This window comes from Thalassospira lucentensis MCCC 1A00383 = DSM 14000 (genome assembly GCF_000421265.1).
Taxonomy (GTDB): domain Bacteria; phylum Pseudomonadota; class Alphaproteobacteria; order Rhodospirillales; family Thalassospiraceae; genus Thalassospira; species Thalassospira lucentensis.
Genome location: NZ_ATWN01000001.1, coordinates 500,165 through 513,006, shown reverse-complemented (window position 1 = coordinate 513,006; position 12,842 = coordinate 500,165). Strand labels below are relative to the sequence as shown.

General features: G+C 52.6%; 10 protein-coding genes and 2 tRNA genes. 6 read left to right on the top strand and 6 right to left on the bottom strand.

The window, feature by feature from the left end; all coding sequences use genetic code 11:
- Nucleotides 1–152: 152 nt before the first annotated feature.
- On the bottom strand, nt 153–419 hold the full coding sequence (locus K355_RS0102435) for a hypothetical protein (RefSeq protein ID WP_022730525.1): 267 nt from the start codon (nt 417–419) through the stop codon (nt 153–155).
- Between the two features lie 282 nt (nt 420–701).
- Between K355_RS0102435 and K355_RS0102430 the strand changes: the two genes are divergently transcribed.
- The 3 genes from K355_RS0102430 to K355_RS0102420 all read left to right on the top strand — a co-directional run bounded on the left by K355_RS0102430 (nt 702) and on the right by K355_RS0102420 (nt 4,288).
- The gene (locus K355_RS0102430) at nt 702–2,387 is read left to right on the top strand and encodes a methyl-accepting chemotaxis protein (protein ID WP_033368476.1); all 1,686 of its coding nucleotides are present in this window, start codon (nt 702–704) and stop codon (nt 2,385–2,387) included.
- A 368-nt stretch (nt 2,388–2,755) separates the two neighbouring features.
- Nucleotides 2,756–3,550, top strand: coding sequence for a motility protein A (locus K355_RS0102425; RefSeq protein ID WP_022730523.1), 795 nt, complete (start codon nt 2,756–2,758; stop codon nt 3,548–3,550).
- Between the two features lie 45 nt (nt 3,551–3,595).
- Nucleotides 3,596–4,288 (top strand): OmpA/MotB family protein, encoded by a 693-nt coding sequence (locus tag K355_RS0102420; protein WP_022730522.1) that lies wholly within the window; start codon nt 3,596–3,598, stop codon nt 4,286–4,288.
- 93 nt (nt 4,289–4,381) lie between these two features.
- On the opposite strand, the gene K355_RS0102415 is transcribed toward K355_RS0102420, so the two are convergent.
- From K355_RS0102415 to K355_RS0102405, 3 genes are all read right to left on the bottom strand, one after another.
- The gene (locus K355_RS0102415; protein ID WP_022730521.1) at nt 4,382–5,206 is read right to left on the bottom strand and encodes an MBL fold metallo-hydrolase; all 825 of its coding nucleotides are present in this window, start codon (nt 5,204–5,206) and stop codon (nt 4,382–4,384) included.
- 88 nt (nt 5,207–5,294) lie between these two features.
- Complete coding sequence (locus K355_RS0102410) at nt 5,295–6,041, bottom strand: SAM hydrolase/SAM-dependent halogenase family protein (protein ID WP_022730520.1); 747 nt, start codon at nt 6,039–6,041, stop codon at nt 5,295–5,297.
- A gap of 151 nt (nt 6,042–6,192) precedes the next feature.
- A complete protein-coding gene (locus K355_RS0102405; RefSeq protein WP_022730519.1) occupies nt 6,193–7,602 on the bottom strand; it encodes an SPOR domain-containing protein in 1,410 nt (469 codons plus the stop codon).
- 323 nt (nt 7,603–7,925) lie between these two features.
- Here K355_RS0102405 and K355_RS0102400 point away from each other — a divergent pair, with 323 nt between their 5' ends.
- The 3 genes from K355_RS0102400 (at nt 7,926) to K355_RS0102390 (ending at nt 12,425) form a co-directional block, all read left to right on the top strand.
- Nucleotides 7,926–9,236, top strand: a complete 1,311-nt coding sequence (locus K355_RS0102400) for an EAL domain-containing protein (protein WP_022730518.1) — start codon at nt 7,926–7,928, stop codon at nt 9,234–9,236.
- Nucleotides 9,237–9,412: 176 nt separating this feature from the next.
- On the top strand, nt 9,413–10,780 hold the full coding sequence (locus tag K355_RS0102395; protein WP_022730517.1) for a DNA polymerase IV: 1,368 nt from the start codon (nt 9,413–9,415) through the stop codon (nt 10,778–10,780).
- Between the two features lie 244 nt (nt 10,781–11,024).
- Nucleotides 11,025–12,425, top strand: coding sequence for a sensor histidine kinase (locus K355_RS0102390; protein WP_022730516.1), 1,401 nt, complete (start codon nt 11,025–11,027; stop codon nt 12,423–12,425).
- A 138-nt stretch (nt 12,426–12,563) separates the two neighbouring features.
- Here the strand turns inward: K355_RS0102390 and K355_RS0102385 are convergent.
- Both K355_RS0102385 and K355_RS0102380 read right to left on the bottom strand, forming a co-directional pair.
- Nucleotides 12,564–12,639 (bottom strand) — tRNA-Glu (locus tag K355_RS0102385).
- Between the two features lie 31 nt (nt 12,640–12,670).
- A tRNA-Glu gene (locus tag K355_RS0102380) sits at nt 12,671–12,746 on the bottom strand.
- Nucleotides 12,747–12,842: the final 96 nt, after the last annotated feature.

Below are 12,842 nucleotides of genomic sequence, written 5' to 3'. Positions count from 1 at the left end.
TTATCAGGCAATGCCTGACTATAATATTTCCGTCATTTATCAACCGTTGCGAAACCAAAAACGCCTGTCTTCTCAAACGAAAACAGGCGTTTCAAATTTTCAGGATATTTTTGGTTTCAGCCGTACTCACAAGCACCAGACAGGTTTGGCTTTCAGTTCAACTTTTTGGCGGCCTCTGCCTGCTTGGCTTCCTGATCAATCTGCTTTTGCAACGCCTCGCCATATTCGCCGTAAATCCGGCCTTCAAGAGACAGCTCAAGGAACCGGATGTAATCGCGCTCATCTGAAATCTTGGCGCGCGCCACGGCAATAACGTCAAACGGACTGGCAGCATCAAGATCGTATTTCCGGATCAAACCCACCATTTCAGCGGTGATTTGATCGAGTTTTTTGCGCGTATCGCTATATGAAAGCGTCATCAAACAGTCCTGTCTTTCGAATGTATCTCTTGGCGTGGTTATGCCTGTTGATCGTAAAGCTGACAAGCCCCCAGCCCGGCCTTTCCTGATCAATGCGCTGATTACCCTGTCTCGTCCCAACGACTTTAACTTGTCTTGACGCACATCAAAGCACGCAGCCCGCGTTCAGACGATGTTCGGTCCATCCATGAACAGCAGGAAATCCGTGCGGGGCATCCGCGTGGTTTGTCCATCACCGCCACCCGGGGAAGAAATATGCGCATTCTGTCTGCCTTCAATGCCATGGGCATCCGCAAACGTTTCATGTGGGCGTCCGCGTTCGGCGTGACAACAACTGTGGTCATTGCGCTTTTGATGATGACCATCGTCGAAGAACGCGCCATGGATGCCAAGCTTGACCAACTTAGCCAGAATGAACTGACGTCGCTTCATGCCCTGATCGTCAATGTTATGGCAGCCCGCCCAGATGATATTGACGATATTGGTATTAACGTTTTCAACAATTGGTTTGACAGCCGCAACCAAGATTACCCCGGCGAACTTTGGTCGGCATGGGGGCCCAAAACGGTCGCCTACATGCAGGAATTTGGTGACAAGCCTATTAAAGCCCCGCGTGACGCCATTGATATCGAGGCCATAGAAACCGGCAAAACCATCGGTCGCTATACCGATGAAGGGACCTATCGCAAATCCATGCCGATTGTTCTAGGCGTGACCAAGGGGGCCGATCGCGAAGTTTGTTTTAGCTGCCATGGAGCCATGGACGCACAAAAAGGCGATGTGATTGCAGTCCTGTCGTCCAGCCTGTCTGTTGCCCCGGAACAGGCCAAAACCAACCGCATCCTGATCGGTATCTTGATCGGCGGGATCGCGATTGCGATTGCCACCATCATCGGCATGCGCGTTTTGCTGTCACGTATCGTCACTGGCCCTTTGTCCAACCTTGGCACCGACATGACCGCCCTTGCCAATGGCAACACGGATTTTGAAATCAATGCCCTGACCCGCCGCGATGAAATTGGGCGCATGGCGCAATCGGTTGATGTCTTTCGCACCAACGCCATTGCCAAAAAGAAGATGGAGGCCGAACAACACGCCGCATCCCAACGCCGCGAAGAACGCATGGGTAAGCTCGAACGCCATATTGAGAATTTTGATAGTCTGATCGCCAAAATCATTGATGCGGTATCGCATTCTGCAGGTGAAATGCAAACAACGGCGCGTGGCTTGGTGCAGGCCGCTGACCTTGCCAGCAAAAGTGCAACAACCGTCGCCGCCGCGTCCGAAGAAGCCACCGTTAATGTACGCACTGTATCAAACGCTGCCGATCATTTATCCGCATCAATTTCCGAAATCGGTCAACAGGCTCAGCAATCCAGCCGCGTTGCACAGGAAGCATCGCGCGAAGCCGAACAATCATCTGTCACAGTTGCCGGTCTGTCGGATGCGGCCAACCGCATTGGTGAAATTGTCGAGTTGATCAGTGATATTGCCGGTCAAACAAACCTTCTTGCCCTCAATGCCACCATTGAGGCTGCCCGTGCTGGCGAAGCTGGCAAGGGGTTCGCAGTTGTCGCCGCTGAGGTCAAAAACCTTGCCAACCAAACCGCGCGGGCGACCGATGACATTTCCGCCCAGATCGCTGCCATTCAGGAAGAAACTGGTAAAACGGTGACCTCTATCAGCGACATCGCCAGTGTGATCACGCGGATTACCGATATGACCAACACCATTTCGGATGCGGTTCAGCAACAGTCCGAAGCAACCGACGAAATTGCGCAAAATGTTGAACAGGCTGCCATCGGCACACAGGAAGTCAGTTCGAACATCGAACGTGTTAGTGGCACCGTATCGGAAACCGATCAGGCTGCCCATCTTGTCTTGGCCGTTGCCGATGAACTTGGTGGACTGTCGGTTGATCTGCGCACCGAGGTCGACAAGTTCCTTAGCGACATTCGGGCGTCATAGAGCATTCACGAACCTTGATTAAATAACCTGAAGCCAAAGAAACCTTGTATTTTCCCATCGGCGGGCAAAAATAAAGGGATCGATTTGCGAGCAGATGGGACGCCTCCACTGATCTAAACGTCACGCGATACCTGATCAAGCACCTTAAAGGGAGGGACAATCACCGTACGGCTTACTCAATACCCTGAGAACCCCTGCTCCCCTTAGACAGCTGATCCTTCAAATCAGGCAATATCTCGCCCCAGTTTTCACCGAATGGCAACCATTGAGACAGCTATGCTAGCGCAAAAGATCTAGACTGTTTATAAAGAACGAAGTCATCGGTTGGGGAATACCGATGCGTACTTTCTGGGGGAATGAGAGCAACCATGTCGTTTACGACAATTTTGGGCATCATGGTCGGGCTTGGGCTGTTTATCGGATCGATTTTTATTTCGACCGATAACTACTTTGTATTTGTTAGCCTTTCGAGCGCATTGATGGTTATCGGCGGCACACTCGCCGCGACATTTATTGCCTATGAAGCACGCTATGTACTGCTTGCCTTAAAACTGATTTTCAAGATTTTTCGCGCCCCTCAGATGGGCCGTGGGCAACTGACGGGCGAAGTCGGCCGTGTTGTCAAATGGGGATATCTTCTGCAAAAAAAGGGCATCAACGCACTTGAGCAGGAAGCCGAGCGCGTTGGCAAGGACGAACCTTTTCTTGGCTGGGCAATGGAAGTGGTCATTACCGGCTACGACGGCGATGAAACCGCCGATATGCTCCATAACGCTATTGAAAATGCGTTTAGCCGTAATCTGGTCCCGGTTTCAATCCTTAAAAGCATGGCCGCCGCAGCACCGGCTTTTGGCATGATCGGCACACTGGTCGGCCTTGTCATCATGCTTGATAAAATGGCCGATGATCCGACGTCGCTTGGCGCTGGCTTGGCAATTGCCTTGATCACAACGCTCTATGGCATTGTTGCGGCCCGGTTTTTCTTTATGCCCGCTGCCAGCAAAATTCAGCAGCGCGAAGAAATCATGCGGTTTCGCAATTACCTGATTGCCGAAGGCCTGATCATGCTGGCGGATCGCAAAGGCCCACGCGCCATTCAGGACAAAATGAACTCATTCCTTGATCCTGCGATCCACTTTAACATCGACAAGTCGTCAAAATAACAACCGGTCACGCGCACTGATCTGCACTGACAAAAGGAAGACACCATGGCACGCCGCAGAAAAGGCATGCAACGCACAGAGGAAGAACAAGTCAACGAGGACTGGCTGGCAACCTATGCCGATGCCATCACCCTTTTGATGGCCTTTTTCGTCATGCTGGTCAGCTTTTCCAAAGTCGAAATCCCGATCTTTGAAAAAGTGCAGGCCGGGATTGCCGAACAAATCGGCAAGCGTGAGGTTATCCGCCCGACAGAGGTACTTGAAACCGACCTCAAAGATGTCGTTTTCAATATGGCGATGGACAGTGACGTCAAGGTGTCCACCGACGATGAAGGCATCCTGATGGAGCTTGGCAGTGGCGCGTTTTTCCAGCCAGGATCGGCCAATCTGACCCGCGACGCGGTCGTATTCCTCAAAGACACAGGCGACCTGTTAAAGCAGCCGCGCTATTTGGGTTTTCAGGTTGAAGTCGCCGGTCACACCGATGATAGCCCCATCAGTACCAGGCGGTTCCCGTCAAATTGGGAACTGGCCGGAGGTCGCGCCATTGCCGTTGTGCGATTTTTGCACGCTCTTGGGGTTGACCCCGATCAAAAACGCATGCGCGCGATTTCATATGGTGACACCCGGCCAAAGCTGCCCAACCGCGATGACTTCGGCAACCCAATCGAGGAAAACCGCGAGGCAAATCGCCGCATTGAAATTCGCATCTTCCCGAAATATTCCCGCGTTTTCTAAACACCAAACACACCAAAGAGTGACCCGCCCCATCATCACACTAGGGCACCACATGGCGATACGTTGTCGTGTCAGAAAAACGGGGAAATTTGCCTATTCGATCCTAAGAACCATTTCATCGCGCGCGGCAAAGGCATCCGCCCAGCTCGATCTGGCTTTTTGTTCGATCACGGTCATGGCGGCATCATTATGATCCGGGTCATGATGGAACAGGGCCAATCGTTTGGCATTGGCCGCCCGGCATAACCGAATACCTTCCTGCCATGTGGAATGCCCCCACCCGACCTTGGTGGGAAATTCTTCGTCGGTATATGTGCTGTCGTAAATCACCAGATCAGCATTTTGAATGAAGTCTAAAATGGCCTCATCGGGTGCATCGGGATCATGTTCGGTATCGGTGACATAGCACACCGAATTGCCCTCATATTCAACGCGGTAAGCCGTCGCCCCATTCGGGTGGCGCAAGGGTGCCGTTTTCACAACAATACCTTCGCCCGGATGTAATTCATCACCAACATTGAAATCCTCAAACGTCAGTTTGGATCGCATCGTCGACAAGGGCACTGGGAATGTTGGGTCAGCCATCTGAGCGGAAAATACCCGTTCCACCCCACCCTGATCGGTTAAATGCCCCGCCATCACCTTAAACGACGCATCAGGGTTATAAGCCGGCACAAAGAACGGGAACCCGTTGATATGATCCCAATGGGTATGGGTCAAATAGATTGTGGCGTGGGTGATATTGCGACGGATCATATCCTTGCCAAGGTTGCGAATGCCGGTCCCCGCATCAAAGATCAGAACCTGATTGCCAATCCGCATTTCAAGACAACTGGTGTTGCCGCCATACACAACATGGTCCGGTGACGGGCACGCAATGCTTCCACGCACCCCCCAAAATTTGACCTCAATCGTCATTCAACGGACCCCGACTGACTTCTGTTCGCATGACGCGAACCAATGATGAAATACGCTTGAAAGATATCACTTTTCCCAGACAAACCAATCACAGATTGTTGTCATCAAGGCGATGTTTTGCAACCGCCGTTCCAATCACCGCATCGAACTGCTGATCAGCACGTCCGCAATTAACCGCGATTTCACACAGGCCGATTGAGTTGCGGTAGTGAAATCCTTCTCCCAAATTCACGTCTGAAAATGTACGCGCACCAGCAATGACCTGATTGTTGAGCATCAATTGATCAGACATTTTTTGCGCCAACAGTCCGGTCATCAGGTTACCGTATGTATCGACATAGATCACTTCAGCCAGCTCATCTAGCCAGCCTTGCGCCGTTATATTTCGATCCTTGGCCACCATTGGGCTCGTTTCAAACGACGTATCGGTCGCAATCATCGCCGCAACCGGCGCAAAAATATCCCGCCCGTGGAAACTGGCCGACGGATCATCTGGCATCCAGTCAATCGTGCGCATGGAGACGTCCTTGCCGCGACGCATGATGATTTCAAACAGACCGTTGTCCGGCCCGACAAATGACACCCCATCACTTTGCACAACCACCCCTTTTCGCGTACTGCCAACGCCGGGATCAACCACCGCCAGCACCACATCACCGGGCTTGAATTCGCAACAAAGGGCTGCCAGCAGATAACTCGCTGCCTTGGGATTACGATCGGGCGCATCCACCATCAAATCACACACCGGCACAGCGGGTGCCATACGCATCACGACCGACCGCATGGCGCCGCTGTAGGGTCCGTTAATGCCAAAATCGCTAAAGATAAAAATCATCACTTTGCACCGTTTTGGGGACAACTTGCTGATAGTCTTGCACAAACAATAACGCCGGCGGGCTACAAGATCACGAAGGATCAACCCACCGGCGTTATATTCGGTATCTTAGGCTTAGGGCCGTTTATCCCAAAACCCTGCTGTGACAGCGTTACTTAACGTCGCAGAACTGACCGCGACGTTTAAGGTCCGCACACAGCGATTTTGCAGCACTGTCACTAAGCCCCGTCGCCATCAGGCGATAATAAGTGCCTTTGCCGGAAATTTCGGCGCGTGTCACACCATGCTGCAAGGATGCCAGTTCACCATAACGCCCCTTAAGGACTTGCCACCCTCGCTCGGCCTGCTGTTCATTGCGGTACGATGCAAGATGGGCGGAACGCCCCCCACTTGCGATCGGTGCGGCGTCTGGGGCCATGGCGTCGGCATCGCCTGGCTGCACCGCGCGGCTTTCGCCTGTGGCAACGCGGCGTACCGGCTCACCGGAATTAACGCGCATAACATTTGCCTGAGCTGGCTCGATAATCGCAGCCTCGATGGCGTCGCGTTCCCGTTTGAATTCATCGGCTGTCACAAGCTTCATCTGCGACAGATCTTCGATCCGGGCAATCTGGCGGGCCGCATCCATCAAGCCTTGTGGTGCGGGTGCGGGTGTCGCGCGCTGGCGTGGTTGGGCGGGCAACAAGGCATCCAGAATGGCGGTGCGTTCTGCAACATGTTCCTGAACCGTGATCGCACCGATTTGCAAGGCGCGGTTCAACTGGTTCAACCGTTGTTCGACCTGCGACCCGTCTGGTGGCGGGCTATCAAGAAAGGCTGACGGCACCTGCTGACTCATTGGCAACAAGGCGCCAAGGTTTGCTGAACGCCGTGCGGAATATTCTTCGGGTGTGATCAGGCCGGTTGATTGCAGATCGCGCAAAATCCCGAACCGTTTTGCAATGGCTTCATCGCCCGCCGAAAGTGCCGCACCTGCGGGGATGTTCGCCGTCCGTGCCGCGGTGGTCATGGCCGATTTTCCCTGTGGCATGGTATTGCCCATGCCAGCCGGTGTATCCATGCCACTGTTCACATTGGACAACCCCGACGGCCCGGTGACAATTTGATCATTGATGCTGAGCGATCCGGGCAATCCGCGCTGCAAACGCATCAGGTTGAATTCGGCCGCATCGCGCAATGGGCGGGGCTGAGTGCCGCTTGCCGTACTCATTAAAACGGTGCCGGGCGGGTTCATGGCGACCAATGTGTCATAGCCATCCTTCGCACGGTCCGGTCGGTTGGTGTTTTGATAAAGAACCGACCGCCACAGCATCGCGTGACCGTCTTGCGGATTTTTGCGCAATGCTTCGTCAAACAACTTCTCGGCCGAGGCATAGTCGCCACTGGCAAGTTGCTGCAGACCAAGTGCGGTATAATTTTCATCCGCAAACGATGTTGCTTCGTCCCAGAAGTCCTGATCTAGCAGCGGCGCACAGGCCGACACCCATGAAACCATGCCGATTACAGCAAGCCCCTTGCTGATTTTCAGCCAGTTTGCGGTCCGCTTTGCGGATACCTGCATGGCGCCAATCCCCTATAATCTAAAGACAATTCGTAAAACCATACTGCATTCCCACCCGACAATTGGCAAAAAATTAGTATCGATTACCCCATATCACATTGATTTTGCACTCTGCTTGCCAAGAATTCGTTAAAGAAAAAACCGTAACTGTCATTCAGCTCCGACTTGCCCTTGGCAATAGATACTTCATATAAAAGAGACAGGCAGATCGGCGTATTAACCTGAACTTCAGAAGAATATGATTTGCTCCTGCGTTGCTCGCCATTGTATGGAATGAGCCCATAACGATATAAAACTATTAGTTTCTCTTTCAGGGGTCGCTCGTGATTGAACCGCAGCAATATGGTCAGCAGGCGTTACAGGAATACCTGTTGCTTGATTATGTGCAACGGCTGGAAACCCGGAAATACGGGCATCGCGCGGTACATATCCATATGTCGCGGATGAAACCGTTTCATCGCCGCGACTATCACATCCGCGTTGCGACCAATACCTTTGAAAGCTATGTGAAACTCTATGTCGGGCGTATTTTTGTCCTGACCAACAACGATCTTATTTTCGTGTGGAAAGACAAATCAATCGCCGATGTTGAACCGGCGGTCGATACACTGCGTTATCTGTTCCGCGATGATCCACTGTCACAGGACGACAGCGAAGAAACCGGCTTTTGCACCTGGTACAACCTGAATACCGAGTTTCAGGAATTCCTGCTGCTGTGTCAGCATCTTGATGAACGCGCCAAAAAACTACAGCAAAACCTCAACATGCGCGCAGCCCAGCAGCGCGACAAGGATGAAACCCTGCAGCCGATTGATGCGGAAAACCTCGCCCAGCTTGAGGAAACCATTCATTCCGCCGACCTTTCGGAACATATCCGTCAGCAACCCGTGTGCGTATTTGCCCATGGCGGGTCCAAGGAACTCCATCCGGTTTTCGATGAATTCTTTGTCTCCATCACCGATTTGCGCAATGCCTTGATGCCAAAGATCGATCTGGCGTCAAATCGCTGGCTGTTTCAGCACATGACCGAAGTCCTTGATAAACGCATGCTCAATTACCTGTGCAAGCGAACATTCAAGACACACGCCAGCTCATTCTCGTTAAACTTGAACCTTGGAACGTTGACGTCCAAGGATTTTGACAAGTTTGATGAAACCGTGCGGCGCAAATGGCCGGGCAACGTGATCATCGAACTTAATCAGGTCGATCTGTTTTCCAATCTGGAAACATATCTGAAGGTGCGTGATGATTTTCATGAACGCGGCTATAGGATCCTGATTGATAATCTGACCGTGGAATCGCTGTCCTTTGTGGATCGCAAACGTCTTAAGGCCGATTTCATCAAGGTCGCATGGCGCGAAGAAATGACAGACAATGTCATCCGCAAAAAATACGGCGAGATGGACAGTCTAGTTAAAAACTCCGGCCGTGAACGCGTCATCCTGTGTCGGTGCGACAGCCCAACCGCCATCAAGTTCGGTCAGTCACTTGGCATCACCCTGTTCCAGGGACGCTACATTGATCAAATGATCGCCCGTCAGCGCCGCGCAAAACGTGCCGCAAAGGCCGGGCAAAAACCCGCAGCGGTAAAACCGGCCGCACCAAAACCGGCCGAGCGCAAACCGACAAGCTAGCATCAGGCGCAAAGCAAATGCGCGAGTGCCCATAAGACCAATGACCAAAGCCGGGCACATCCCCGGCTTTTTCTTTGCCCGACTTGCTGACAACACCTGTCAGCAACCACACATTCCAAACCAGCTTGGCTATTTCCGGACTTGGCAACAAAGGAACAAAAGAAGTACAAATAAGCATGCTCTATGCGCTTTGCACCGATTGCCAGCATAAATGGCGCCTGACCCTTGATCGACCGCTGCCCAAGGGCGGTGCGGGTTCCTATGTTGCCTGCTCATCCTGCGGTGCCAAACGCGCCATTGCGCACGCTGAACTGCCGGACCTTTTTATCGGTCACCTTGATTGCGATGCATTTTATGCCTCCATCGAAAAACGCGACCGCCCGGAATTGATTGATCAGCCGGTGATCATTGGTGGCGGCCATCGCGGGGTTGTCTCGACCTGTTGTTACGTGGCGCGTAAATATGGTGTCCGGTCTGCCATGCCGGCCTTCAAGGCCCGTGAACTGTGCCCTGATGCGGTGTTTCTGCCCCCCGATATGAAGAAATATCAGCGCGAAGGATACCGGGTCCGCGACATGATGCGCGCCCTGACCCCGGACATCGAACCGCTGTCGATTGACGAGGCCTTTCTGGACCTGTCAAACGCCCATGACATGCACGGCAAGTCACCTGCCGAATGCTTGGTCGAACTTCAGACAACCGTCAGACGTGAGGTCGGCATTACCGTGTCCGTCGGGCTTTCCTATAACAAATTCCTCGCCAAGATCGCATCTGATCTCAACAAGCCCTTTGGCTTTTCAATAATAGGTGCGGCCGAGGCGGTTAATTTCCTGGCCGACAAGCCGGTACGCATGATGTGGGGCGTTGGACCGGCGATGGAACGCAAGCTCCATGACGATGGCATCACCACCATCGGACAACTTCAGGAATGCGATATCCATGCCCTGCAGGGCCGTTACGGCAGCATTGGCAAACGGCTGTATTACTTTTCACGCGGAGAAGACAATCGTCGGGTCGAACAAAGTACCGAACGCAAAAGCCTGTCGTCGGAAACCACCTTTAACGAAGATGTCGCAGGCCTTGATGAACTGACCGAAATTGCCACCCGCCTGACCGCCCGTGTTGCCAGCGATCTGGCGCGCAAGGAAATTGCTGGCCACACCGTGGTGCTAAAACTGAAATCATCGGACTTCAAAATCCGCACCCGCAACATGCGCCTAACCTATCCGACGTTACGCGAAGACGTCATTCTCGATACCGCGCTGACACTTTTGAAAAAGGAAATCGACGGCACGAAATACCGTTTGCTAGGTGTAGGGGTTACCGACCTGTTTGCCGCTGACCAAGCCGATCCGGTGGATTTATTCGCCGAGACGGCAGCGGGCATCGCCACAGACAATGCCGACACAGAGAATGAAACGCCCGACCTGCGCAAAACCATCGAACTTCCGCGCCCGACCGCCGAACAGCTGCGCGAAAGCCTGACGCGTCGATATCGCCTGCACAAAAAGAAAATCGTCCGCCAACACCGGTTCAGGTTCTAAAACCTATTGCACACCATTAGGGGCCGAACTCAACAAAAACAACTATCCCGCTGCCGACTTTTAACCTTATTCTACCAGCGCGTTGCAGCACTCAAATGGATATCTGAATTTATCAAACATTGGGCTTCGTTTGATATTGCAATGAGCTTGCGGCCACCCAAAATGCAAACCCGAAACCATAAAAATAATGCTGCCAAAAACATCAGACGTTAAGGCATGCACAAAGATCGAATTGGGAGTCTGAATGTTTGGCGTCGAACTTGATATCCGTACACTTGCCTTTATCGCCACCCTGTCTGCGATCGTGCAGGCACTTGCGTTTACCGCGCTGTCGTTTGTTACACGGCGCGGCAACGGGGCGGAGTATTGGGCAATTGGTGGCATTTGCGCGGCCATTGGATTTGTGCTGCTTGGCTTTCGCAGTGTAATTCCCGATTTGGCTTCGGTTATTCTTGCCAATATCCTGATTGCAGCGTCGCATGGATTGTACTGGCTGGGCTTGCAGAAATACACGCGTAGAGAACCAAGCTTTGTGTCCTTTGCGGCACCACTGGTCTTGGTTGCAGTGTTGTTCGTCTATTTCACCAATTTTGCGCCCAATATCGCAGCCCGAATCATGGTGATCTCAGGCGTGCTTGCGGTGTTCTCGCTGACCAGCTTTAAGACACTCTGGTTTCGTGGCCGTGTCGAGCGGACCGCGCCTGAATCCCTGATGGCAATCACCTTTGCCGCACACGGCATTTTCCACACATGCCGTGTGACATATACGTGGCTTGAACATCAGGAAATTGCCAGCTTCATGGCGGCATCCTCAATCCATATGGTCGCATTCCTTGATGTGATTTTCTTCCTGCTGCTGACCGCTGTTGGCTTTACCGGCATGATCATTATTTCGCTCAACGGCTCACTTCTGGCAGAAATGAAAGCCAAGAACCGCCTGTTCACCGTGCTGGCACACGACCTGCGCACACCGTTTAGCGGTTTGGCCGGTATTTCACTTCTTGCGCAGCAGGATCTGGTGGCGGGCAATCAGGCCCATGCGCTTGCCAACATTCGTCTACTCCATACATCGACATCGGAAACCCAGCGGTTCCTTGATGACTTACTGATCTGGGGACGGACCTTGTTTGAGGACGAAAAACCCGCCAGATCAGAGATCAATCTCGACCTTCTGGTTGAGAATACCCTTAAAATCCTAAGGCCCCTGATCGAGGCCAAGTCTATCAAGATTGAATTCGACAAACGGGGATTATCAGGGTTTGGCATCACCCATCATGCTGAAATGATCTGCCGCAACCTGATTGTAAACGCAATCAAGTTCTCAAACCCGCGCAGCAGTATTTCGATTTCCACCGCAATTGCCCCGGAACAGAAAGCCGACAAAAGTACTGACAAAATCGTTATCCGAATCTGTGACAATGGCGCGGGCGCTTCAGACGAAATGATCGCCGGATTTTCCAGGGGAACAGCTTCATATGCCTCAACCAGCGGAACATCGGGCGAGAAAGGATCTGGGGTTGGCTTGTCGCTGTGCCGCGATTTGTGCCGCGAGGATGGTCAGGAAATCTGGCTTGAACACAACCCGACCGGCGGTATGATCGCCTGCTTCACCATATCGGCACAACAACCCGAAACGGTGTCCTGAAAGAGTATCGCAAAGCGCAAAGTTCTGATCATGCACATAGAAACGGTAGGGGAAATATTGCGTTCAGACGCAAAAAATGCCCGCCGAACCATCGGACGAGCATTTGCTGGTAACACATTGATCCTGCGATCAGAAAAGTGGCGTCCCCTAGGGGATTCGAACCCCTGTTGCCGCCGTGAAAGGGCAGTGTCCTAGGCCTCTAGACGAAGGGGACACGGTCACCAAAAACAGTCTGTGTTAACGAGTGGCGTCCCCTAGGGGATTCGAACCCCTGTTGCCGCCGTGAAAGGGCAGTGTCCTAGGCCTCTAGACGAAGGGGACGCAGCGCGTTAACGAGGCCGGTTTTTAGCGATTGGGTCGGGTAAGGTCAAGCGGCTTTTTCACCCCTGTGACGTTTTTTTTAATCCCCCACCCAAA

What these genes read in the sequence shown, in the direction of transcription:
- K355_RS0102425 (WP_022730523.1), top strand. Translation starts at nt 2,756, where the DNA reads ATGTCGTTTACGACAATTTTGGGCATCATGGTCGGGCTTGGGCTGTTT.
- K355_RS0102430 (WP_033368476.1), top strand. Translation starts at nt 702, where the DNA reads ATGGGCATCCGCAAACGTTTCATGTGGGCGTCCGCGTTCGGCGTGACA.
- K355_RS0102395 (WP_022730517.1), top strand. Translation starts at nt 9,413, where the DNA reads ATGCTCTATGCGCTTTGCACCGATTGCCAGCATAAATGGCGCCTGACC.
- K355_RS0102420 (WP_022730522.1), top strand. Translation starts at nt 3,596, where the DNA reads ATGGCACGCCGCAGAAAAGGCATGCAACGCACAGAGGAAGAACAAGTC.
- K355_RS0102405 (WP_022730519.1), bottom strand. Translation starts at nt 7,602, where the DNA reads ATGCAGGTATCCGCAAAGCGGACCGCAAACTGGCTGAAAATCAGCAAG.
- K355_RS0102390 (WP_022730516.1), top strand. Translation starts at nt 11,025, where the DNA reads ATGTTTGGCGTCGAACTTGATATCCGTACACTTGCCTTTATCGCCACC.
- K355_RS0102415 (WP_022730521.1), bottom strand. Translation starts at nt 5,206, where the DNA reads ATGACGATTGAGGTCAAATTTTGGGGGGTGCGTGGAAGCATTGCGTGC.
- K355_RS0102410 (WP_022730520.1), bottom strand. Translation starts at nt 6,041, where the DNA reads ATGATTTTTATCTTTAGCGATTTTGGCATTAACGGACCCTACAGCGGC.
- K355_RS0102435 (WP_022730525.1), bottom strand. Translation starts at nt 419, where the DNA reads ATGACGCTTTCATATAGCGATACGCGCAAAAAACTCGATCAAATCACC.